The following is a 22,783-nucleotide window of genomic DNA, read 5'->3' on the forward strand; positions in this document are numbered from 1 at the left end:
AGTGCGGGCCAAGGGCCGGCACACCACGGACGGATCAGGGAGTGGGCGGCAGCTTGCGGCGACGACGACGGCGCAACCACGCGCGCACGCCCCAGGCGGCGATCAATGCCAGCACGCCCACCGGCAGCAACGCGGCGGCGGCACGGATCAGGAACGCAACGCTGGTGTTGAGGATGCTGCCCGATTCACGCAGTGCGTCACCGATCTCGCTGCGGCTGCGCTGGCCGGAGGTGGTGTCGAAATGGATCGTCACCAGCTGGGTATCGATGCGCCGGCGCTGCTGTGCGGCATCCTTGTTGGCCTGCTCGACGCCGGCCTCGATCTCCGACAGGCGCGTGGTGATCGCCATCAGGTCCTCGACCTTCAGATCCTTGCGGTCCTGGTAGGACAGCAGCCGCGCATGCTCCTTCTCCAGCCGCGCCCTGGTCAGTGCGGTGTCGGCCACCTGCTGCGCGAGGTCCTCGGCGCGCGTACTGCGCGACTGCAGCGTGCCGCCCTCGCCGGCCATGGCGATCAACGGCTCGGTCCCCTTGGGCGCGATACGCACCTTGACCTCACCACTGGGCTGCTCGCCACTGCGCTGGTCGACCTGCAGCACCGCACAGTCGCCGAACGTCGCGCTCTGGCAGGCCTGGGCGATCTGCCGGATGCGGGGCGCGATCTGCGCCGCATCCAGCTGTACCTGCACGTCATGCTCGTAGGCAAGGAACGCACCTTCCGGCGAAGCAACGGCGGCGTCGGCCGCACTGGCGCCTGCTTCCGCCGCCCGCTGGCCACTCTGGGCGCAGGCAGCCAGCGCCAGCAGCAGCACCGGCATCGCCGCGGCCCGCGTCCACGCATGCAGCCGCCTCAAAGCGCAGCTCCGTCGTAGGACATCACCGCCAGCGTGGCCAGGTCCACCTGCGGCACGCAGCGCACGTTCACCGCCACCATCGGCGCGCCGGTACGCGGATCCACCGCTTCGCTGTAGGGCGCGATGCCGCATTCGCGGCAATGATGGTGGTCGATGTGCGCCTTGTTGAAGTGGTAGGTGGCCACGTCGGCCGGGGCGGTGGTCAGCTGGAACGCCTCACGCGGAGCGAACCACAGCAGGCCGCCGCGGCGCCGGCACATCGAGCAGTTGCAGTCGATGACATCGCTGATCGGCGTTTCGGCCTGTACGGTGAATGCGATCCTGCCGCAATGGCAGCTTCCCTGGTATTCCATGTCCTGCGCTCCGCTGGAGAGTCCTTGTCGGCGCCCATGGTAATCCTATGGCAGGGGGACAAAGCAGCCTCAGCGGCCTATGCTCGCGGTTTGACCCTGTACAGGAACGCCGATGCGCCCGCATCTCCTTGCCCTCGCCCTGGTCGCCGCCCTGGCCGGTTGCCAGCCGGCCGACGCCCCGACCACCGGTTCCACCCCGGCCGCCAGCCAGCAGGCCGGTGACGCCGCCGTCGATGCCGCCTTCGCCGATCTGTCCAAGCGCGCCCTGGACACCTGGATGCAGCTGTCGCCGGTCAGCGCCACCCAGATCGGCGACCACCGCTACGACAGCGAGCTGGACGACCTGAGCGCCGCCGGCCAGCAGAAGACCGTGGCCGCCTACAAGGCGCTGCTGGGCGAGCTGGACAAGATCGAGGTGGCCAAGCTGGGCCGCGAGAACCAGGTGGACGCGGCGATCCTGCGCAACCAGCTGCAGTCGGAAATCTGGAACGCCGAAGTACTGCAGTCCGGCAAGTGGGACCCGCAGCTGTACAACGGCATTGCCGGCAGCGCGATCTATGGCCTGATGGCTCGCGAATTCGCGCCACTGCCGGAACGCCTGAAGTCGGCTACCGCACGCATGGAAAAGCTGCCGGCGATCTTCGCCCAGGCCCGCGAGAACCTGGACCCGGCCCGCGTGCCGAAGATCCATGCCGAGACGGTGGCCAAGCAGAACAAGGGCATCCTCAGCATCGTCGATACCTTCATCACCCCGCACATCGGTGAACTGCCGCAGGCCGACCAGCAGCGCCTGCAGGCCGCCATCGACGGCCTGAAGAAGGCGGTGGACGAGCAGCAGACCTGGCTGGACAAGACCCTGGTGCCGAACGCCAAGGGCGACTTCCGCATCGGTGCGGAAAAGTACGACCAGAAGCTGAAGTTCGCGCTGAGTTCGTCGCTGTCGCGCCAGGAGATCGGTGAGCGTGCGCGCGCCGAACTCAAGCGCGTGCGCGAAGACATGTATGGCATCGCGCAGACCGTGCTGAAAGACAAGCCGGGCGCGCCGGAGATGCCGGCCCAGCCGACCGACGAGCAGCAGCAGAAGGCGATCGAAGCCGCGCTGGAGCTGGCCTACGCCGACAAGCCGGCACGCGACAAGGTGGTCGACGATGCCAAGGCCGCGCTGGAGCAGTCCACCGCGTTCGTGCGCGAGCACGACCTGGTGACCCTGCCCGACGCGCCGGTGGACATCATCCTGATGCCGGAATTCCAGCGTGGCGTAGCCGTGGCCTACTGCGATTCGCCGGGCCCGCTGGACAAGAACCTGAAGACCTTCTACGCCGTGTCGCCGATTCCGGACGACTGGAACGACAAGCAGGTCGACTCGTTCCTGCGTGAGTACAACTCGCGCATGATCCACCTGCTGAGCATCCACGAAGGCACCCCGGGCCACTACCTGGAGGGCTGGCACTCGGCCAAGTTCCCCTCCACCCTGCGTGCGGTGCTGCGTTCGGGCCTGTTCGCCGAAGGCTGGGCGGTCTACACCGAGCGCATGATGCAGGAGCAGGGTTACCTCAACAACGACCCGCTGTTCCACCTGGTGCAGCTGAAGTTCTACCTGCGCACGATCTCCAACGCGATCCTCGACCAGGGCGTGCACGTGGACAACTGGGATCGCGAAAAGGCGATGCACCTGATGACCCACGACGCGTTCCAGCAGGAAAGCGAGGCGGCCGGCAAGTGGGTGCGTGCACAGCTGACCTCGGCGCAGCTGCCGACCTACTTCGTCGGTGCGCAGGAACACTTCGACACCCGCAAAGCGGTGCAGGAAAAGCTGGGCGACAAGTTCAACCTGAAGGCGTACCACGACCAGGTGCTGTCCTACGGCGCACCGCCGGTGCGCTTCGCCCGCCAGCTGATGCTGGACCAGCCGATCGAGTGATCGCGCCGGTGTGAAGTGAACAAGCGCGGCCCGGGGAGACCCGGGCCGTTCTGTTTGTGCAGGATCGCCACGCCATGCCCGCATCACATGAGGGCAACATGGCCAGGCGCATCGTTCGCCGGGTTCCCCATCCCATTGGTTTCCATGTCGCTCCCGTTGCTTCGTCTCGGCCTGCTCTCTGCTGCCCTGACGGCCGGCGTCGTCCACGCCGCCTGCCCTTCCCCACCGATCGGACACCCCGACATCCGCGCCCTGGGCTACTACACCGACAAGGCCGGTTCGGTGATCGACCCGGCACTGCACCAGCAGAATCACGATGCCACCGCGCCGTTGGACCGCTATGCCGCCGACGTGGCGCGCATGAGCGACGACTACCTGCGCGACGGTGATCCCGCCGCGGCGCAGTGCACGCTCGCCTGGCTGGGCGCATGGGCGAAGGACGGCGCGATGCTCGGGCAGATGATCCGGGTCAACAACGATCAGTCGTTCTACATGCGGCAGTGGATGCTTGATGCGGTGGCCATGGCCTACCTGAAGGTGCGTGACCAGGCCGACCCGCAGCAGCGCGCGCGCATCGATCCGTGGCTGCAACAGCTGGCGCGTGCCAACCTGGCGTACTGGGACAATCCGAAACGGCGCCGCAACAACCACTACTACTGGGGCGGCCTGGGCGTGCTGGCCACTGGTCTGGCCACCGATGACGAGGCCCTGTGGCGGGCCGGCCACGCCGCCTTCCAGAAGGGCATCGATGACATCCAGGACGACGGCAGCCTGCCGCTGGAAATGGCGCGCGGGCAGCGCGCCCTGCACTACCACGATTACGCGCTGGCGCCACTGGTGATGATGGCCGAACTGGCGCGGCTGCGCGGCCAGGACTGGTACGCCAGCCGGAATCACGCCATCGACCGCCTTGCCCGCCGCGTCATTGAAGGCAGCAAGGACCCTGCGTGGTTCAACGAACAGACCGGCGTTGCACAGCTGCCGCTGCAGGCCAGCGGCTGGGTCGAGTTCTACCGCTTGCGCTCACCCGATGGTGGCCTGTTCGACGCGGCACATGCACGCGGGCCATTTCACTCGCCGCGGCTGGGAGGCGATCTTACCCTGATGGCCACACACGGCATCGTGCGCGCGCCGCTGCGTTAGCGGCGTGGCTCAGCGGGCTGCCGGATGCAGCAGACGCTGGAATTCTGCGACGGTGCAGCCCTGTGCCGCGCACCCCGGCACACGCAGCGCGACGCGGCCCGGCGGCTGCGCCTCGGTCAGCGGCTGCGCATCACGCAGCTGCGCGCTGGTCGGGTAGACGTAGGCCAGGCGGATACGCTCCGCCCCGCTGTGGCGGTCACGCCAGCGCTCGAACTGCAGCAGGCCACCGATCGGTGTCTTCTCGTACTGGCCTGGCAGCGTGTAGTCGGTGATGCCCAGCGCCGCCAATACGGAACCGATGTTGGAATCGTGGCCGACCAGCAGGTTCACCTTCGGCGAGGCCGGATCCTCCAACAACGCACCCACGCGTTCCAGCAGCGGCCCGGCCACATCCCGCGCCACCTCGGGTGGTCCGAACAGGATGTCCTGGTAGCCGTTGCGGATCTGCGCCAGCGCCTGCCATTGCGCCTCCGTGTTCAACCGGCCCCAGCCTTCGCGCGGAATGCCACTTCCCTGGTAGTGCTCCATCAGCAGGGCATCGACCAGCCCGCTGGCCAGGGCCAGGGATCCAAAGACGCGCGGCTCTTTGCCCGCGTCTGCGCTGAAGCGGGTGCCGGCCAGGGTCAGACGGCAGTCACCATTACCCTCGCACGCCGCCGACTGCGGATAGCGGGTGATCGCCTCCACCACGGACAGTGCCGGTGCCAGCTGCGAACGTGCCAACGCCTGCTGCATCGCCAACTGCGCGCGTTCGCGGAAGGCCGCGTCATCGCGGTGGATCACCGGATTGAACAGCGGGTCCATGGTGCCCAGCGGCATCCGCTGCTCGACCGTGACATGACAGCCCGGGAAGGCACCGGCCACGAAGAACTGCGCGGTGGCCTGGGTGCGCTGCAGGCTGTTGGCATGGGCGTGGAAGTCGGCCGGCTGCGGACAATCCGACACCGGCAACAGCTGTGCCTGCCGCAGCCACTGGCCCATGTAGCGGCCCATGTAGACCTCCAGCACGCCGCCCTTGGTGGTCAGCTCACCCGCAGCGACGTCCCAGCGCGGCCAGGTTTCCGCTGTCGCGTTGGCAAGAGCGCCGGAGGCCACCACCGGCGCGCGCAGGTTGTGGCGGCTGAGCAGGACGACCTGCTCGAGCTGGTCGCCTTCCACCGGCGCTGTCGCCGCAGTCGCGGCCGGAGTTGCCAGGCTGAGTGCCAGCAGCAGGGCAATCACTGATCGGCCGCCACGAAACCACCGGTCTGCCGCGCCCACAACCGCGCATACAGGCCGCCGGCCGCAATCAGTTCGGCATGGGTACCGGTCTCGACGATGCGGCCCTGGTCCATCACCACCAGCCGGTCCATGCGCGCGATGGTCGACAGCCGGTGCGCGATCGCGATCACCGTCTTGCCGCCCATCAGCTCGTCCAGGCTGTCCTGGATCGCCGCTTCCACTTCCGAATCCAGCGCCGAGGTCGCCTCGTCCAGCACCAGGATCGGTGCGTCCTTCAGCAGCACGCGGGCAATGGCGATGCGCTGGCGCTGGCCACCGGACAGCTTCACGCCACGCTCGCCGACGTGGGCGTCATAGCCACGACGGCCCTGCCCGTCCACCAGCGTATCGATGAAGGCCTCGGCACGTGCCTTGGCCACGGCAGCACGCAGCTGTTCCTCGGTCGCATCCGGGCGTCCGTACAGCAGGTTGTCGCGGATCGAGCGATGCAGCAGCGAGGTGTCCTGGGTGACCACGCCGATCTGCTGGCGCAGGCTTTCCTGTGTGACATGGGCGATGTCCTGGTCGTCGATCAGGATGCGGCCGCTTTCCAGGTCGTACAGGCGCAGCAGCACGTTGACCAGGGTCGATTTGCCGGCGCCGGACGGGCCGACCAGGCCGATCTTCTCGCCCGGCTTCACCACCAGGTCCAGGCCGGCGATCACGCCGCCCTTCTTGCCATAGTGGAAGTGGATGTCCTGGAAATGCACGCCGCCACGGGTCACCTGCAGCGGCACCGCATCCTCGCGGTCCTGCACGGTCAGCGGCTGGGCGATGGTGGTGATGCCATCCTGCACCGTGCCGATGTCCTCGAAGATGCCGTTGATGGTCCACATGATCCAGCCGGACATGTTGTGGATGCGGATCACCAGGCCGGTGGCCAGGGTGATCGCGCCGACCGTGATGTGGCCGCCGTTCCACAGCCACAGCGCCAGCCCGCAGGTACCGGCAATCAGGAAGCCGTTGATGATGGCGATGGTCAGGTCCATGCCGGTGGTGATGCGGGTCTGCGCGCGGTGCTTGACCGCCAGTTCCTGGATCGACTCGGCCACATAGGCCTGCTCGCGCCCGCCATGGGCGAACAGCTTCAGCGTGGGGATGTTGGTGTAGCCATCGACGATGCGGCCCATCGCCTTGGAACGCGCCTCGGAGGCGATCCAGGCCCGTTCCTTCGCGCGCGGCACGAAATAGGCCAGGATCACCGCATAGGCCAGCAGCCACAGGATCAACGGCACCATCAGCCGCCAGTCGGCCTGCGCGAACAGGTACAGCGCGGTGCCGGTGTAGACCACGATGTACCAGAGCGAATCGACCATCTGCACCGCCGACTCGCGCAGCGAGGTGCCGGTCTGCATCACCCGGTTGGCGACGCTGCCGGCAAAGTCATTCTGGAAGAAGCTCAGGCTCTGCCGCACCACGTAGTTGTGCATCAACCAGCGCGAACGGTTGCTCAGGCCCGGCACGATGGCCTGGTTGACCAGCAGGTTGTGCAGGCCGACCAGGATCGGTCGCGCGATGACCGTGATGAACAGCATCCAGCCCAGTTCATTGGCGTGGCGCGTGAAGAAATCGGCACCCGGCTGCTCGGCGACCATGTCGACGATGCGGCCCAGGTAATCGAACATGGCCACTTCCACCAGCGCCAGCAGCAGGCCGGCAATGAGCGTGGCCAGCAGCACCGGCCACACCGGGCGCAGGTAGTGCAGGTAGAACGGCAGCACCTTGCGCGGTGGCATCCGCCCATCCGCGGGCGGGAACACCGGAATCAGGGATTCAAACCAACGGAACATTGCATTCCCTCGCCTCTTGCAAGCGGCGGAGTATCCCACGATGGATGTGTACGCCAGCCGACGATCGCCTGATCACTCCGGTCGTCGCCCGCCTTGGCGGGCGCCCTACCGCAGGCCAACCAAGGTTGGCCTCTACCGGGCCACCGGGGTGAACAGCAGGTCCTGGAAATCGAAGCTGAAATCAGTCAGGTCGGAGATCGGCTGCATGCGCACGTCGCGTACCTTGCCGTCCGGGTCCAGGGTGAAGTTCACGAACGCGTCGGCGTTGAGCGAGCGATCCTCCCAGCGCACGATGAAGGTGTCGTGCTGCCAGTGCTCCAGGCGACCGCTCAGCTGCGCGGTCTTCATGAAGCGCAGGCGCAGGCCCTTGCCCTCGGCACTGATCTGCATGTCGCCATACCAGCGGTCGCGGAACGTCCCGGTGTAGCCGGCCAGCGCCAGCGACGGCGTGCTGCGCTTGTCCCGTGCAGCCTGGTGCTTGGCCCAGGCTTCATCCGCCTTGCCCTGGCCCTTGGCCACGGCCTTGGCGTAGGCATCGACCCAGTCGTGCTTCTCCCCGCCCAGGTAGGCATCGAGCACGCTCAGGGTGATCGCGTTGAACGCCGCGCCCACTTCCTGGTTGGTCAGCACCACCACGCCCAGCTTCTCGCCCGGCACCAGGGTCAGCCGCGAGACCATGCCCGGCCAGCCACCGGTATGCCAGACCAGCTTCTGGCCGCGGTAATCACTCAGGCTCCAGCCTTCGCCGTAGCCGGCAAAGTTGGCCCGCGCCGGGGCCAGCTCCGGCACGCTTGGCGCCGGGATCGACTGCGGCGTGATCATCCGCCACATCTGCTGCTGGCTCTTCTCGGTGAACAGCGGCGTGCCATCGGCCAGCTTGCCTTCGGCCAGCTGCACCTGCATCCAGCGTGCCATGTCGTGCGCGCTGGAATAGATGCCACCGGCGCCGGCATTGTTCGACCAGGTCAGCGGCGCAACGGTGCGCAGGTCCTTGAAATCGTACTTGGCGTGGCCGACGGCCACCGTGTCGCCCGGCTTCAGGTGATCGGCGTTGTAGCGCGTGCCGGCCATGCCCACCTTGTCGAAAATGCGGGTCTGCAGGAACTGCTGGTAGCTCATGCCCGAGACGTGCTCGATCACCTGCTGGGCCACCGCGTACAGGATGTTGTCGTAGGCATAGCTCTCGCGGAAACCGCCCTTCAGCGGGACCTGGCCCAGCCGCTGCACCACTTCGGCGTTGCTGTAGGAGGTGGTCGGCCAGAACAGCAGGTCACCGGCGCCCAGGCTCAGGCCACTGCGGTGCGAGAGCAGGTCGCGGATCGTCATCTGCCCGGTCACGAACGGGTCGGACATGCGGAACGACGGCAGGTGGTCGATCACCTTGTCGTCCATCTTCAGCTTGCCGTCTTCGGCCAGCAGGTTCAGCGAAGTGGCAGTGAACGCCTTGGTGTTGGACGCAATGGCAAACAGCGTGTCGGCCTGCACCGGCTCCGGCCTGCCCTGCTCGCGCACGCCCCAGCCGCGTTCCAGCACCACCTGGCCATCCTTGACCACGGCCACGGCAATGCCGGGCACGTCGAACTGCGCGCGCACGCGCTCGACCGTCGCATCCAGATCCTGCAGCGGCGTCGGGGTCGACGCGCTCGCCATGGTCGTGCAGGCCAGCAGCACGGCGCCTCCAATCCAGGTTTTCATCCAGCACCATCTCCGAACAGGGGTCGCGGCCATGTGCAGGCCGTCACCGGGGTTTCGCGGAATGGTAACGGTCGCCGGCGCACGCTGCCCTGTGCCATAGGAGGGGTGTCATGGGCGAGAACAGCCAGCCGGGCAACGGCTCCACCATCATTCCGTGCCTGCGCTACCGCGACGCGCTGGCCGCCATCGACTGGCTGCAGCGTGCCTTCGGCTTCCACGCCCAGGCCGTCTACGCCGATGGCGAGACCGTGTTCCATGCGCAGCTGACCTTCGGCCACGGCATGATCATGCTCGGTTCGGCCAGCAACCAGAGTGCGTGGACCGAGCACACCGCCATGCCTGACGAGGTCGGTGGCCGCCAGACCCAGAGCGCATGCGTGATCGTCACCGATGCCGATGCGCACTACGCCCGCGCCAAGGCCGCCGGAGCACGCATCGTCATCGACATCGCCGACCAGGACTACGGTGGTCGCGGCTACGCCTGCGCCGACCCGGAAGGCTACCTGTGGTGGTTCGGCAGCTACGACCCGTGGCGCGCGGACCACGGCCAGTGACGGCCGCTTCCCGGCAGGCGGCCATCCGCTGTGGCATCGGTGGCTGGGTGTTCCCCGAATGGCGCGGCGGCATGTTCTATCCGGCGGGGCTTGCGCAGCGCGAAGAACTTGCGCATGCCAGCCGTGCGTTGCGCTGCATCGAGATCAACGGCACCTTCTACCGCACACCTACACCGACCCAATGCGCGCAATGGGCGGCGCAGACGCCGGAGGGCTTCCGATTCTCGATGAAGGCGCCACGCTACCTGGTGCAGCGCCGCGACCTGTCCAGCACGGTGGAGGCCGCCGCCCCATTCCTGCAGGCGGCGCTCGCGCTTGGCGACCGGCTCGGTCCGTTGCTGTGGCAGTTCGATCCACGCCATCCGGCCGATGCCGATGCACTGGACGCGCTGATGGCTCAGCTGCCGAAGCAGCTGGATGGCGTGCCGCTGCAGCACGCGCTGGAAGTGCGCAATGCAGCGGTGCACGGTCCGGCGCTGGTTGCCGCCGCCCGCCGTCATGAGGTGGCCCTGGTGATCGAGGACAGCGACGAGGCACCACTGCACGGCGACATCAGTGCCGGTTTCGTCTATGCGCGAATCAAGCGCAGCCAGGCCCGCTTGAAGGAGGGCCTGCCAGCGCCGGTGCAGCAACGCTGGGCCGACCGCGCACGACGCTGGTCACAAGGCGCGCCCGTGGACGACCTGCCCTGCCTGGCCGAACCGCCCCCGGCCAGGCCTCGCGAGGTCTACCTGCTGTGCATCGGCGCGGGCAAGGCACGCAATCCGGCGGCGGCGATGGCGTTGCAGCGGCGGGTCGACGCCAACGGCAATCGCGTGGACGAATAGCACTACGGCCATCGCCTTGCCTCACAATAGGCGGATGAGCACACCCGACACCCGCAAAGCACTCTGGCAGATCCATTTCTGTGTCCTGCTGTGGGGCGTCACCGCCATCCTCGGCAAGCTGATCACCCTGCCCGCGCTGCCTTTGGTGTGGTGGCGCATGCTGCTGGTGACGGCGATGCTGGCCCTGCTGCCGCGGGTCTGGCGCGGGTTGCGCACCCTGCCCTTGCGACTGGTGGCCGGTTACGCCGGCATCGGTGCGCTGGTCGCCCTGCACTGGCTGACCTTCTATGGCGCGGTGAAACTGGCCAATGCGTCGGTGGCCGCCACCTGCATCGCGCTGGCACCGGTGTTCACCTCGATCATCGAACCGTGGGTGGCCAAGCGGCCGTTCCAGCTGCGCGAACTGGCGTTCGGCCTGGCCGTGCTGCCCGGCGTGGCGCTGGTGGTCGGTGGCGTACCCGATGGCATGCGCCTGGGTGTGTTGATCGGCGCACTTTCGGCACTGCTGGTGGCGGTGTTCGGCTCGCTCAACAAACGCATGGTCAGCCATGCCGATCCGCTGACAGTCACCGCGCTGGAGCTGGGTGCGGGCACCCTCACCCTGACCCTGCTGGCACCGCTGATGCCGTACCTGCTGCCGGCACTGGCCAGCCCGCTGTGGATCGTCCCGGACCTGCACGACGGCATCCTGCTGCTGGTGCTGGCCGGCTTCTGCACGCTGCTGCCGTTCGCGCTGGCGCTGGTCGCGCTGCGCCACCTGAGCGCCTACACGGTACAGCTGGTGACCAACCTGGAACCGGTCTATGCCGTGCTGCTGGCGGTGGTGCTGCTGCGCGAGCAGCACGAGGTCACCCCGTGGTTCTACCTGGGCGTGGCGATCATCGTCGGCGCGGTGTTCCTGCACCCGCTGCTGAATCGACGCAAGCCGGTGCAGCACCCGGAGATTCTCGGTACGGCCGAAGCACGCAACATCGCTGATTGAACGCATTCACGCGGGGCATCGATCGCCGTATCACCGCTGCGGCCAGTGCCATGCCGGAACATCCAGAAGGCCCTGCCCGCTCAGCAGCGTGCGGCCGTGTTCCTTGTGCAGATGCAGCGAATGGCACCCCGGCGCCTGTTCCAGCGCCGCGATCAGGCGGCTGGCGTGTGATACCACCCATACCTGGCTGCGCGCGCTGGCGGCAATGATCAGCCGTGCCAGCGCCGGCAGCAGGTCGGGATGCAGGCTGGTCTCCGGCTCGTTCAGCACCAGCAGCGGCGGCGGCCGTGGCGTGTGCAGGGCGGCGGCCAGCAGCAGGAAGCGCAGGGTGCCATCGGACAGCTCCGCCATCGACAATGGCCGCAGCAGGCCGGGCTGGTGGAAGCGCAGGGCCAGCCGACCGTCCAGCGCCTCGAAGCCCACCGAGGCACCGGGGAAGGCATCCTCAACGCTGCGTGCCAACCCGACCGGATCTCCGATCTCAAGGATGGTGACCCAGGCCGCGGCCAGATCGCGGCCGTCGTGGTGCAGTACCGGCGTGCGCGTGGCCATCGCCGGTTGTCGCGCCGGCGCATCGGCATCGCTGCGGAAGTGATCATAGAAGCGCCAGCGACGGATGTACTCACGCAGGGCGATGGTTTCCGGCATGCGCTGCGGATCACCGACCTGGGTGAACAGGCTGTCGAACAGCGACAAGCGGTCATCGACCCGATCCCAGCCGCGCGCATGGCGTTGCCGCACCATCGCCCCGCGGCGATCGACCAGCAGGTTGGCGCTGCGCAGGAACGGCCCGGCCCAGATCGCCTCGGCCTTGATCTGCGGGTCCAGTGCGAACGCCGAACGACTGGGCGGCGGGTAGCCCAGATCGATGGCGTAGCCGAACTCGTCGGTGGCAAATCCCAGTTTCAGGCCCACGGAAGCCTGCCGCGGGCCGCCCTGCAGCGGAATCTCGCCGGCCATCACCCGGCGATCAAGGGTTTCGGGGCCGGCCCATAGCGCCGAACCGAGCCCGCCCTCACGGGCCAGCACCGCCGCAACGCCGCCCTGTGCGGTTTCCGCCAGCAGGCGCAGCGCGCGGTACAGGCTGGATTTGCCGCTACCGTTGTCGCCGGTGACCACATTCAACTGCTGCAGCGGCAGCACCAGCCCATGCAGCGAGCGATAGTGCGCGATGGCCAGGGTCTGCAGCATGCTCGAGGTCCGTGGAAACAGGGCCGCCATGCTGGCCGGTCCTGATCGCAGGGGCTGCGACGCGATGTGAATCGGGGAGAGCATCCACGCATGGCGTGGATCTACTGGAACGGGATCGAATCACCACGCATCGCATGCGTTCAGCGCGCGAGTCGCCGGTGTTTCAGCCCGCCAGCTCCACGCGGTTGCGGCCGTTGCCCTTGGCGCGGTACAGCGCCTTGTCCGCGCGTGCCAGCATCTGGTCCACGCTTTCGCCGGACTGGTGCTGGGCAACGCCGATGCTGATGGTCACCGGGAAACCGAGCGGCAGCTCGGCTACCGCCAGGCGAAGGAACTCGCATTGCCGTTCGGCCGCGCGCAGGTCGGTGGCGGGCATCACCGCGACAAACTCCTCGCCACCGTAGCGTGCCGCCATGCCGCGACCGGCGAAGTGCGAGCGCAGCAGCGTGCCCAGCTCGGCCAGCACCCGGTCGCCGGTGGCGTGGCCCTGGAAGTCGTTGATGTGCTTGAAGTGGTCGATGTCCAGCAGCGCGACACAGGCTGCAGCGGGCTGCGCGCCGTTCACTGCCACGGCCTCTTCCAGCGCCGCCGCCATCGCGCGCCGGTTGGGCAGGCCGGTCAGCGCATCGGTGCGGCTCTGTTCGGCCAGGTCGGCATTCTGGGCCAGCAGCACGTCCTGGTACTCCGACAGCAGTCGCTCGTAATCGTCGCGTTCCAGCATGTGCTTCTGGATGTCGAGCGCGAAACGGCGCAGCTCCATCACCAGCATCACCTGCCGCGACAGCGCGGCCAAGGCCTCGGCCTTGTCACTGGCCAGGCGCTGCGGATGCGCGTCGAACACGCACAGCGTACCCAGCGGCAGGCCGTCGGAACTGATCAGGGGCGCACCCGCGTAGAAGCGGACATGCGGATCGCCGGTCACCACCGGATTGTCATGGAAGCGGATGTCCTGCAGCGCGTCCTCGACCACCATGATCTGTTGCGGCTGCAGGATGGCGTGGCCGCACATCGATTCGCTGCGCAGGTTCTCCGCAGCGTCAATGCCCTGGATCGACTTGAACCACTGCCGTTCGACGTCGATCAGGGTGACGGCGGCCATCGAGGTGCCGCAGACCGCCTTGGCGATCACCACCAGGTCATCGAAGGATTTCTCGCGCTCCGAATCGAGAATGCGGTAGCGGTACAGCGCCTCAAGCCGAAGGGCTTCGTTGGCAGGCTTGTCGGGCTTGATCATGCAGCGTCATGTTCCGGCAGGTCACTGCGAAGTCTAGCCGATGCGGATGCGCAATCCGCGTGCCGGGTGGTGCCGGCCGCGGGCCGGCATCCCGGGTACATCGAAGGCACATTGCAGCCGGCCAGCGGCCGGCCCTACCAGTCCAGCTGCTTCGGCAGCAGGCCCTGCAGCTCCTGCTCGGTCAGGTTGCGCCACTGGCCCGGCTTCAGCGCACCGATCTTGATGTTGTCGATGCGCACGCGGCGCAGCTGGGTCACGCGGTAGCCGAACTCGGCCGCCATCAGGCGGATCTGCCGGTTCAGGCCCTGCTGCAGGGTGATGCGGAAACCGAACTTGGCGATCCGCGAGGTCTTGCACGGCAGCGTCATCTGGTCATGGATGCGCACGCCGCGCGCCATGCCGCGCAGGAACTCGTCGGTGACCGGCTTGTTCACCGCCACCAGGTATTCCTTCTGGTGCCCGTTCTCGGCACGCAGGATCTGGTTGACGATGTCGCCGTTGCTGGTCATCAGGATCAGCCCTTCCGACTCCTTGTCCAGGCGGCCGATCGGGAAGATGCGCTGTTCGTGGCCCACGAAGTCGACGATGTTGCCCTTGACCGATGTTTCGGTGGTGCAGGTGACGCCCACCGGCTTGTTCAGCGCGATGTAGACGTGGCGGCGGGCGCCGGGCTTGCGGGCGACGCGCGCGCGCAGCGGCTGGCCGTCGACCAGCACCTGGTCTTCCTCGCCCACCACCGCGCCGGTGCCGGCCGCATGGCCGTTGACGGTGACGCGGCGGGCGGCGATCAGGCGATCGGCCTCGCGGCGGGAGCAGAAGCCGGTGTCGGCGATATGTTTGTTGAGTCGGGTGGTCATCGCCCTATTATCCGGCATCGCCGCCCGCCGCGCTTCATGTCGATGCAGCCGGATCAAGCTCTTCGCCGTCGAAGACCCGGTTGCGGCCGGCGCGCTTGGCCACGTACATGGCATGGTCGGCCCGCCGCAGCAGCCCGGCCAGATCGTCCTCGCCCGGTCGCCATTGCGCCAATCCAATGCTGGCGGTCACTTCCAGCCCCGGTACCTGCAGTGCCTGGCCGGCCTCGGTGATGCGCTGGCGCAGTCGGTCCAGCCGCGCCGACGCGGCTTCGCGCGGCATGCCCGGCATCAGCAGCAGGAACTCCTCGCCGCCCATCCGCACCACTTCGTCCTGGCTGCGCACCGCCGCGCGCAGGGCGCGCGCGACCGCGACCAGTACCTGGTCACCCACCGCATGGCCGTGGCGATCGTTGATGTCCTTGAACAGGTCGATGTCGAGGAAGCCGATCACCAGCGGGCCGCGCTCACGGTCAACCTGTGCCAGGTGACGGGCCAGCTGCTGCAGTCCTGCGCGCCGGTTGGGCAGCCCGGTCAGGCCATCGGTCTCGGCCAGCTGGCGCAGCTCATCGCGCTGCTGGCGTAGCCGCCCGAGGCGTTGGTTCATGGCGTAGGCGGCCATCATCAGCAGCCAGGTCACCGCCAGCTGCAGCGCCTCCACCCGGTACTCCAGCAACCATTCGGCTGCACTGGCGTCGGCGATGATCAATACCAGCATCGGCGCCAGCGCGGCCAGCCCGGCCTGCGCCCAGCGGTCGCCGCGCCAGCGCGCCCAGACCCCGGCCAGCAACGCCAGGCCACACCCCAGCAGATAGGTCACCTGCAGGCCCTGTGCGACCCAGGCCAGCTGGCCCCAGCGCAGCCACGGCACCAGCACGGCCAGCGCCAGCAGCCCCCACAGCACGATCGCCTGCAGCGGCCGCGAACGGGGCAGCGCGCGGTCGCCACCGTTCAGCCGCCACAGCGCCGGCAGCACCAGTGCCTGGGTGGCCGCGGTCAGCGAAAGCAACCACCAGGCCCCGCGCTCGCCCACCGGCAGCCAGGGCTCCGGGTAGCCGCTGAGGCCACCGAGGATCGCCTGCCACAGCACCAGCACGGTGGTGCCGGCGATGTAGACCAGGAAACTGCGGTCGCGCGTGGTCAGGAACGCCATCAGCGCCGACAGCGCCAAGGCGATGGCCACGGCAATGCAGGCGGCGCGCACCAGCAGGCGGGCGGTGTCGTTCTGCTGCACCGGGCTGGGCGCGCCCAGCCGCAGGGTCGGAACCCAGCGCGCCTTCAGCGGCGTCTGCCAGGAGACCACGAATGGCGCGTGGCTGCCGGCCGGCGGTACCGCGACCAGGCCGATGCCTGCGCGGAAGCGTGAATCGCGGGTGCGGGCATCGTGCATGTTGCCGCAGATTTCGCGGTCACCGTGCTGGACCCGGACCTCGCCGGCGAAGACGTTGAACACGTCCAGCGCCTGTGGCTCGCCCGACCAGCCCCCGGGCGGCGCGGGCACTTCCACCTGCTGGCGGGCACCGGACAGCATTTGCGGCGTGCACGCACGATGTGGGGTCGGCGCGTCGGTGGCGCCCCCGACCAGCAGGTAATCGCGGCCCGATACGGCCTCGGCAGCCTGAAGCGGCCACGATATCGCCCACCACATCAGCAGGACGGCCAGCATCCCCCCTGTTCCATACCGCCACTGCCTGCTGCCCACGCCACGTCCTGTTCCTGCTTACGTCCGCGCCCACTGCACGTCGCCCCTGGCGCGCATTATCGCAGCCGGGCGCGCCGCGCATGTGTAGACCAAAGTCGCCGCCGGCCGTTCAGCCCACGCCCTGCGGCCCGTTCACCGCCACCAGCCGGAAGGGCTTCAGGTCGGTCAGGGTCATCCGTTCCAGCGGCTGCGGCCGTTCGATCGCATAGCCCTGCAGGCCCTGTACCCCCAGCCTGGTCAGCGCGCCGGCCACCTCGGCGGTCTCCACCCACTCGGCCACCACTTCCATCTGCAGCTCGCGCCCCAGCTCGCTGATCGCCCGCACGGTGGCGTGGCTGACCGGATCGGTGTCCATGTCGCGCACGAATGCACCATCGATCTTCAGGATGTCGGCCGGCAGCTGGCGCAGGTAGCCGAACGAGGACAGGCCGGAACCGAAGTCGTCCAGCGCCATCCGGCAGCCCCGCGCCTTCACCGCATCGATGAAGGCGCGCGCCTGGCTGAGGTTGCTGATTGCAGCAGTCTCGGTGATCTCGAAACACAGCTTGGACGCCAGTGCGCGGTTGCGCTCAAGCAGGTCGCAGACGAAGGCCAGGAACCCTGGCTCGGCGATCGACTGGGCCGAAACGTTGACGTTGCACAGGCCCAGCTGGCGCACATGCGCCGGGCAGACCTGCAGGTGCCGGAACAGCAACCCGAGCACGTGGCGATCCAGCGCCACGGCCATGCCGTAGCGCTCCACCGCCGGCATGAACTGGCCGGGCAGATGCAGGCTGCCGTCGGTGCCGCGCATGCGCACCAGCACCTCGTAGTGCAGGTAGGACGGATCTCCCACCCGGGCGATGCGCTGCGCATACAGCAGCATGCGGTTCTCGGCCATCGCCAGGCTGACGCCCTGCAGGCGTTCGGCCTCCAGCCGCCGTTCTTCCAGCGCCATGCGGTTCTCGTTGAAGCAGTGCACGCGGTTGCGGCCCGCCTGCTTGGCCGCATAGCAGGCGCTGTCGGCGGCACTCATCAGCCAGTTCACGTCGGGGGCATCGGCACTGACCTCGACCACGCCGATGCTGCAGCTCAGCTGCGGGCTGCCCTCGCTGATCGGGAAGGTGGCCTGGCCCAGATTGCGGATCACCCGCTGCAGCACCCGCTTGGCTTCGTCCTGGCCGGCATGGGCGAGGAACACGGCGAACTCATCGGCGCCGAGCCGGCCGACCCAGTCGCCATCGCGCACGGCCGCCACCAGGTAATCGGCGAAACTGCGCAGCATCTGATCGCCGGCCGCATGGCCGAAGCTGTCGTTGACCAGCTTGAAATGATCCAGGTTGATGTAGCACAGCGAATGCGTGCCACCGTCGCTGCGCACCTGCAGCAGCGCGCGTTCCAGCAGGCGTTCGATCTCGCGGCGGTTGATCAGGCCGGTCAGCGGATCGTGGCTGGCGTGATGCTCGATCTCACGTGCCAGCGCATGGTTCTGGCTGACGTCCTCGATGATCGCGAACACCGACAGCCCCCCGCTGCTGTGCACGCCGGTACCACTCCAGCGCCCCCAGACCAGGCTGCCGTCGCGCCGCCGGAAGCGCAGTTCGCTTGGCCGCAGCTGCCGGTCCCAGTCGATGCGGCCGACACCGTCGATGACCAGTTCGCCGTCCATCAGCAGATCGTGCAGTGACATCTGCAGCAGCACATCGCGACGATAATCGAGAATGTCCGCCATGGCCTGGTTGGCCTCGATCACCTTGCCATCGGTGTCGAGCTTGAGCATGCCCACGTTGGCCTGGTAGAACGCCGCGCGGAAACGGCTCTCGTGCTCGGTCAGGTCCTTGCCGACGCGACGCGCCAGCGCCACGGCCATCAGGCTGATCGCCAGCACGGACAGGCCCGCAACCATCAACGTGGCCAGCCTCACCAGCGTCGCCATCCGCAACAGCGCCTGCGAGAACGCCTGGCTCTGCACCTGCATCCGCCGATCAAGGTCACCCAGTTGCTGCAGGTAGCGATCACGCGCGGCGATCGGCAGCGGGCCACTGTCGTGCCGCAGCTGCAATTCATCAATCAGGCGCTGCACCGCCATCAGGTCGCCGTCGGTCTTCCGCCACAGCGCGGTTGCTTCGCGGAAGGCACCGATATCGCGTGCATAGCGGAACGAGAACACCAGGCGCGGAATATCGGCGCGCGCGTTGCCGCCCTGCAGGAACCCCTGCCTGGCCTTGGCTTCATCCGGCTCAGCCTGCTCCAGCGCCAGCCGCGCCTGCAGATCGCCCAACGGCACCTGCAGGGCCTGGCGCGCGTCGTCCAGGTCCTGGGCATCGCCCCGCGCCAGGTAGCGACTGAGCGCGGCGGTTGCATCCTGCTGACCGCGCGACCAGTAGCCCTGGCCGGCAATCCAGGCGGTGGAGGCCGCCTGCAGTTCCTGGATCAGCGCGGACAGTGCGACCAATCCAATCGCCATGCCCGTCAGCAACGCAAATCGCAGTCCCAGGCCCCGGGTCATGGGAACCCGTCGGCTCTGCTGGTCCGTGCCACTCCTACCCATCCCGGATCCCCCCGAATGTGCTGGGGTGACAACCTCCCTTGGAACTGGCTCAGCCTAGGACCGGGAATGTGTTGACCATGCGAAAAAGGGGACGGAGGGGATTAAGTCGTTTATGGCATAAGCACCTGGCCTGCCATTTACGACTTAATCCCCTCCGTCCCCTTTTTGCGGGCCCGGAACGGGCAACGCCAGCCCGAAGGCTGGCGTTGTCAGGGCTGCGGTGCGGCTCAGTAGCTGCGCGGGCCGCGCGGCTTGAAGCCGTCACGACGCGGCGGGCGGCTGTCGCGGTCACCGCCGCGGTCGCCACCGTGGCCACCCGGACCACCCGGGCCGCCACGACGCGGGCCACCCGGGCCGCCCGGACCACGCTTGTCGAAGCGCGGCTTGAACGGACGCGGGGCCGGGTTGGTGTCTTCACCCGGCGCCAGCGCGCGCATCTGCAGCTGCTGGCCCGACACCCACACCTTCTGCAGGTGCGACAGCACGTCCGGCGGCATCTGTGCCGGCAGGTCCAGCAGCGAGAAATCGTCATGGATGTCGATGCGGCCGATGAAGCGGCTTTCCAGGCCGGCCTCGTTGGCGATGGCGCCGACGATGTTGGCCGGCTTCACGCCATGCTGGTGGCCGACCGAAATGCGGTAGGTCTCCATGCCCTGCTCCGGCGCGCCACGCGGCGGAACCTCACGGCGCGGGCGCTGCTCGAAACCACCTTCGGTATCGTCACGACGCGGGCCGCGCTCGAAACGCGGGCCACGCTCGTTGCGGTCGAAGCGATCGCCACGCTCCGGGCGGTCGCCACGGTCGAAGCGCTCGCGCGGTGCACGCTCTTCGCGCGGCGCACGCACCGGCGGCTGCAGCAGGAACGGGGTGTCACCCTGCAGCATCTTGGCCAGCGCGGCAGCCACTTCGATGGCCGGCACGTTCTGCTCGTTCTCGAAGCGCTCCAGCAGCTGGCGGTAGAAGTCCAGGCCACCGGCACCGAGGGTTTCGGTGATGCGCGAGGTGAACTTGTTGATGCGGGTATCGTTGACCGCTTCCACGCTCGGCAGCTGCATCTCCTCGATCGGCTGGCGGGTAGCGCGCTCGATCTGGCGCAGCATGCCCTTCTCGCGCGGGGTGGCGAACAGGATCGCTTCACCGCTGCGGCCGGCGCGGCCGGTACGGCCGATGCGGTGCACGTAGCTTTCGGTGTCGTACGGGATGTCGTAGTTCAGCACGTGGCTGATGCGCTCCACGTCCAGGCCGCGGGCGGCCACGTCGGTGGCAACCAGGATGTCCAGCTTGCCTTCCTTCAGCATGGCGATGGTGCGCTCACGCTGGGCCTGCTGCATGTCACCGTTGATCGCGGCCGCGGCCAGGCCACGGGCCTGCAGCTTGCTGGCCAGTTCTTCGGTGCCGGCCTTGGTGCGGGCGAAGATGATCATCGCATCGAACGGCTCGACTTCCAGGATGCGGGTCAGCGCGTCCAGCTTGTGCATGCCGCTCACCCACCAGTAACGCTGGCGGATGTTGGCCGAGGTGGTGGTCTTGGCCGCGATGGTCACTTCCACCGGGTCCTGCAGGTAGGTCTGCGCGATGCGGCGGATCTGCGGCGGCATGGTGGCCGAGAACAGCGCAACCTGGCGCTGTTCCGGCAGCTTCTTCAGCACGGCCTCGACGTCATCGATGAAGCCCATGCGCAGCATTTCATCGGCTTCGTCCAGCACCAGCGTCTTCAGCTCGGACAGGTCCAGGGTGCTGCGGTCGAGATGGTCGATCACGCGGCCGGGAGTACCGACCACGATGTGCACGCCGCGGCGCAGCGCCGACAGCTGCTGGCCATAGGGCTGGCCGCCGTACACCGGCAGCACGCGGAAGCCGGGAATCTTCGACGAATAGGACTGGAACGCCTCGGCGACCTGGATGGCCAGTTCGCGGGTCGGCGCCAGGATCAGGGCCTGGGGCTTGATCTGCTGCAGGTCGATGTTGGACAGTACCGGCAGTGCGAACGCTGCGGTCTTGCCGGTGCCGGTCTGGGCCTGGCCCAGCACGTCGCGGCCTTCCAGCATCGCCGGGATGGTGGCGGCCTGGATCGGCGACGGGGTTTCGTAGCCGATGGCGGTGACCGCCTGCATCACGGGTTCGGACAGGCCGAGCTGCGCAAACTGCAGCGGCGCTTGGGAATCTTGGGACATGGGGAACTCCAAAGGCACTGCCGTCGTTCTGGCAGTGCGATAAAAAAGGGATGGTCCGCGCTTTGGGCGCCCTTCTTATCGCGTGCCCTGGCGCTGCTCGGTCGGAGGAGATTTCACTCGCTCAGAGCGGAATGATACCGCATTGATCCTGAACGAGGCGTACAGCTTTTCCGGGCGCGTGCGGTCATGCCCGGTGCTGGCGCACAATACGCGCCCTCTTTCCGGCCCGGCCACCGGCCTGCGCCCTCTTCCCAGGAACCCCGCTCCATGCAGATTCTCGAATTCGACCTCGACGGCGACTACGTCGAACTCAAGCAGCTGCTCAAGCTGGCCGACCTGGTCACCAGCGGCGGCGAGGCCAAGATGGTCATCAGCGAAGGCCAGGTATTGGTCGACGGTGAGGTCGAACTGCGCAAGGCCTGCAAGATCCGCGCTGGCCAGGTGGTCGAGTTCGCCGACAGCCAGATCCGCGTGCTGGCTGCCGGCTGATCTGAACCCGTTCAGGCCACGCGCTGGGTCAGGTGCGAGGCGATCAATTGCCTGAACGGCGCCACGCCCTGCGCCACGCGCAGGCCGGCCGCACGCAGCAGCCGCGCAGGGCGTCGATCGTCGGTGTACAGGCTGGCGATCGCGTTGGTGGCCTCGTACAACGGCCGCGACGCCAGTCGATGGCCACGCTGATAGCGGGCCAGCATGCCTTCGGCCGCGATGTCGGCACCACGCCGCTGCTGCCCGACGATGCCCTGCGCCAGCCGCTGTGCGCTGGCCAGGCCCAGGTTGAAGCCATGCGCGGTGACCGGGTGCATGCCCACCGCCGCATCGCCGACCAGCGCAGAGCGCTCGCCCACGAACCGGTGCGCGTACACCCCTACCAGCGGATACGCCTGCGGCGTGGCCACCGGCTGCATCCGGCCCAGGCGGTGTTCGAAGCAGGCACTGATGGCCTCACCGAACGCCACCTCGTCCATCGCCAGCAGTTCCTCGATCTGCCGCGGCGGCAGCGTGATCACCGCCGATGCCTGGCCCTCGTTGAGCGGCAGCAATGCCATGGTGCGGCCATAGCCGAACCACTCCCACGCAGTGTGGTGGTGATCGCGCTCGACCTGCATGCGGCAGACCAGCATCGATTTGCCGAAGTCACGCATCTGCGCGCCGATACCGAGCATGCGACGGGTTGCCGAAAAGCGGCTGTCGGCAGCCACCAGCAGCCGCGCGTGCAGCTTGCTGCCATCGTCCAGCGTAACCACGTGGCCCTGTGCATCGGCCTGCACGCCCAGCACCTTGCGGCCATCGAACAACTCCAGCCCGTCCTGGCCCTGCACGGCATCCCACGCGGCGCGGCGGATCAGATGGTTGGGCACCAGCCAGCCCAGCGGCTGGCCGTCGACCTGGCTGCTGGCGAAGGTCAGCGCGAACGGCGAGCCGCCGTTCATCACCCTTGCGTCGCGCAGCTCGGCCACTTCGGCCTGCGCCAGGCGCTGCCACAGCCCCAGCTGCTCCAGGCTCTGCCGCGAGGCATGGGTCAGCGCGATCTCACGACCATCGAAGGCCGCCTCGGCCAGTACCTGGCGCGGCTGCACCTCCACCAGCCCGACCTGCAGGCCGCTACCGGCCAGCGCGCGTGCGAAGCACAGACCCGCCGGGCCCGCGCCGACCACCACCACGTCCATCCTGCGCATGCGCGCCTCCTGCCGTTGATCCAGTCCGCGCCAGCATAGCG

At 68.0% G+C, this 22,783-nt stretch carries 18 protein-coding genes; 6 read left to right on the forward strand and 12 right to left on the reverse strand.

The features are described 5' to 3' along the window. Positions 1-34: 34 nt before the first annotated feature. On the reverse strand, positions 35-817 hold the full coding sequence (locus tag QRO93_RS10880; protein ID WP_180878276.1) for a DUF4349 domain-containing protein: 783 nt from the start codon (positions 815-817) through the stop codon (positions 35-37). A 32-nt stretch (positions 818-849) separates the two neighbouring features. Next, a complete protein-coding gene (locus tag QRO93_RS10885; protein ID WP_053449198.1) occupies positions 850-1,206 on the reverse strand; it encodes a GFA family protein in 357 nt (118 codons plus the stop codon). Positions 1,207-1,318: 112 nt separating this feature from the next. Here QRO93_RS10885 and QRO93_RS10890 point away from each other — a divergent pair, with 112 nt between their 5' ends. Beyond that, positions 1,319-3,127: a DUF885 domain-containing protein gene (locus QRO93_RS10890; protein ID WP_053508261.1), complete on the forward strand. Its 1,809-nt coding sequence runs from the start codon at positions 1,319-1,321 to the stop codon at positions 3,125-3,127. Between the two features lie 144 nt (positions 3,128-3,271). Continuing rightward, on the forward strand, positions 3,272-4,270 hold the full coding sequence (locus QRO93_RS10895; protein ID WP_180878252.1) for a polysaccharide lyase: 999 nt from the start codon (positions 3,272-3,274) through the stop codon (positions 4,268-4,270). A gap of 9 nt (positions 4,271-4,279) precedes the next feature. On the opposite strand, the gene agp is transcribed toward QRO93_RS10895, so the two are convergent. The 3 genes from agp to QRO93_RS10910 form a co-directional block, all read right to left on the reverse strand. Continuing rightward, on the reverse strand, positions 4,280-5,491 hold the full coding sequence (gene agp / locus QRO93_RS10900; RefSeq protein ID WP_180878251.1) for a bifunctional glucose-1-phosphatase/inositol phosphatase: 1,212 nt from the start codon (positions 5,489-5,491) through the stop codon (positions 4,280-4,282). Next, positions 5,488-7,320, reverse strand: coding sequence for a multidrug efflux ABC transporter SmrA (gene smrA, locus QRO93_RS10905; RefSeq protein ID WP_180878250.1), 1,833 nt, complete (start codon positions 7,318-7,320; stop codon positions 5,488-5,490). Before smrA ends, agp begins: the two co-directional genes overlap by 4 nt. A gap of 132 nt (positions 7,321-7,452) precedes the next feature. Next, entirely contained in the window at positions 7,453-9,015 is a 1,563-nt protein-coding gene (locus QRO93_RS10910) for a serine hydrolase (protein WP_180878249.1), read from the reverse strand. 110 nt (positions 9,016-9,125) lie between these two features. Here QRO93_RS10910 and QRO93_RS10915 point away from each other — a divergent pair, with 110 nt between their 5' ends. From QRO93_RS10915 to QRO93_RS10925, 3 genes are read left to right on the forward strand one after another with little or no spacing between them, the layout of a single operon-like run. Beyond that, entirely contained in the window at positions 9,126-9,569 is a 444-nt protein-coding gene (locus tag QRO93_RS10915) for a VOC family protein (protein WP_049456451.1), read from the forward strand. Beyond that, positions 9,566-10,396, forward strand: a complete 831-nt coding sequence (locus QRO93_RS10920; RefSeq protein WP_180878248.1) for a DUF72 domain-containing protein — start codon at positions 9,566-9,568, stop codon at positions 10,394-10,396. Before QRO93_RS10915 ends, QRO93_RS10920 begins: the two co-directional genes overlap by 4 nt. Positions 10,397-10,430: 34 nt before the next feature. Further along, positions 10,431-11,378 (forward strand): DMT family transporter, encoded by a 948-nt coding sequence (locus QRO93_RS10925; protein ID WP_049456461.1) that lies wholly within the window; start codon positions 10,431-10,433, stop codon positions 11,376-11,378. A 30-nt stretch (positions 11,379-11,408) separates the two neighbouring features. Here QRO93_RS10925 and QRO93_RS10930 read toward each other — a convergent pair whose 3' ends face one another. The 6 genes from QRO93_RS10930 to QRO93_RS10955 all read right to left on the reverse strand — a co-directional run bounded on the left by QRO93_RS10930 (position 11,409) and on the right by QRO93_RS10955 (position 21,063). Then, positions 11,409-12,569, reverse strand: coding sequence for an AAA family ATPase (locus QRO93_RS10930; RefSeq protein WP_180878247.1), 1,161 nt, complete (start codon positions 12,567-12,569; stop codon positions 11,409-11,411). 163 nt (positions 12,570-12,732) lie between these two features. Next, entirely contained in the window at positions 12,733-13,803 is a 1,071-nt protein-coding gene (locus tag QRO93_RS10935; protein ID WP_180878246.1) for a sensor domain-containing diguanylate cyclase, read from the reverse strand. Between the two features lie 134 nt (positions 13,804-13,937). After that, a complete protein-coding gene (locus QRO93_RS10940; protein ID WP_049424580.1) occupies positions 13,938-14,660 on the reverse strand; it encodes a pseudouridine synthase in 723 nt (240 codons plus the stop codon). Between the two features lie 34 nt (positions 14,661-14,694). Next, a complete protein-coding gene (locus QRO93_RS10945; protein ID WP_285304170.1) occupies positions 14,695-16,323 on the reverse strand; it encodes a diguanylate cyclase in 1,629 nt (542 codons plus the stop codon). A gap of 145 nt (positions 16,324-16,468) precedes the next feature. Then, positions 16,469-18,889: a bifunctional diguanylate cyclase/phosphodiesterase gene (locus QRO93_RS10950; protein WP_285304171.1), complete on the reverse strand. Its 2,421-nt coding sequence runs from the start codon at positions 18,887-18,889 to the stop codon at positions 16,469-16,471. Positions 18,890-19,116: 227 nt separating this feature from the next. Continuing rightward, positions 19,117-21,063, reverse strand: coding sequence for a DEAD/DEAH box helicase (locus QRO93_RS10955; RefSeq protein WP_180878244.1), 1,947 nt, complete (start codon positions 21,061-21,063; stop codon positions 19,117-19,119). A gap of 267 nt (positions 21,064-21,330) precedes the next feature. Between QRO93_RS10955 and QRO93_RS10960 the strand changes: the two genes are divergently transcribed. Next, positions 21,331-21,552, forward strand: a complete 222-nt coding sequence (locus QRO93_RS10960) for an RNA-binding S4 domain-containing protein (RefSeq protein WP_006426190.1) — start codon at positions 21,331-21,333, stop codon at positions 21,550-21,552. A gap of 11 nt (positions 21,553-21,563) precedes the next feature. On the opposite strand, the gene ubiM is transcribed toward QRO93_RS10960, so the two are convergent. Next, entirely contained in the window at positions 21,564-22,742 is a 1,179-nt protein-coding gene (gene ubiM / locus QRO93_RS10965; protein ID WP_053449186.1) for a 5-demethoxyubiquinol-8 5-hydroxylase UbiM, read from the reverse strand. Between the last annotated feature and the right edge of the window lie 41 nt (positions 22,743-22,783).

The organism is Stenotrophomonas maltophilia group sp. Smal17 (genome assembly GCF_030237045.1).
Taxonomy (GTDB): Bacteria; Pseudomonadota; Gammaproteobacteria; order Xanthomonadales; family Xanthomonadaceae; genus Stenotrophomonas; species Stenotrophomonas forensis.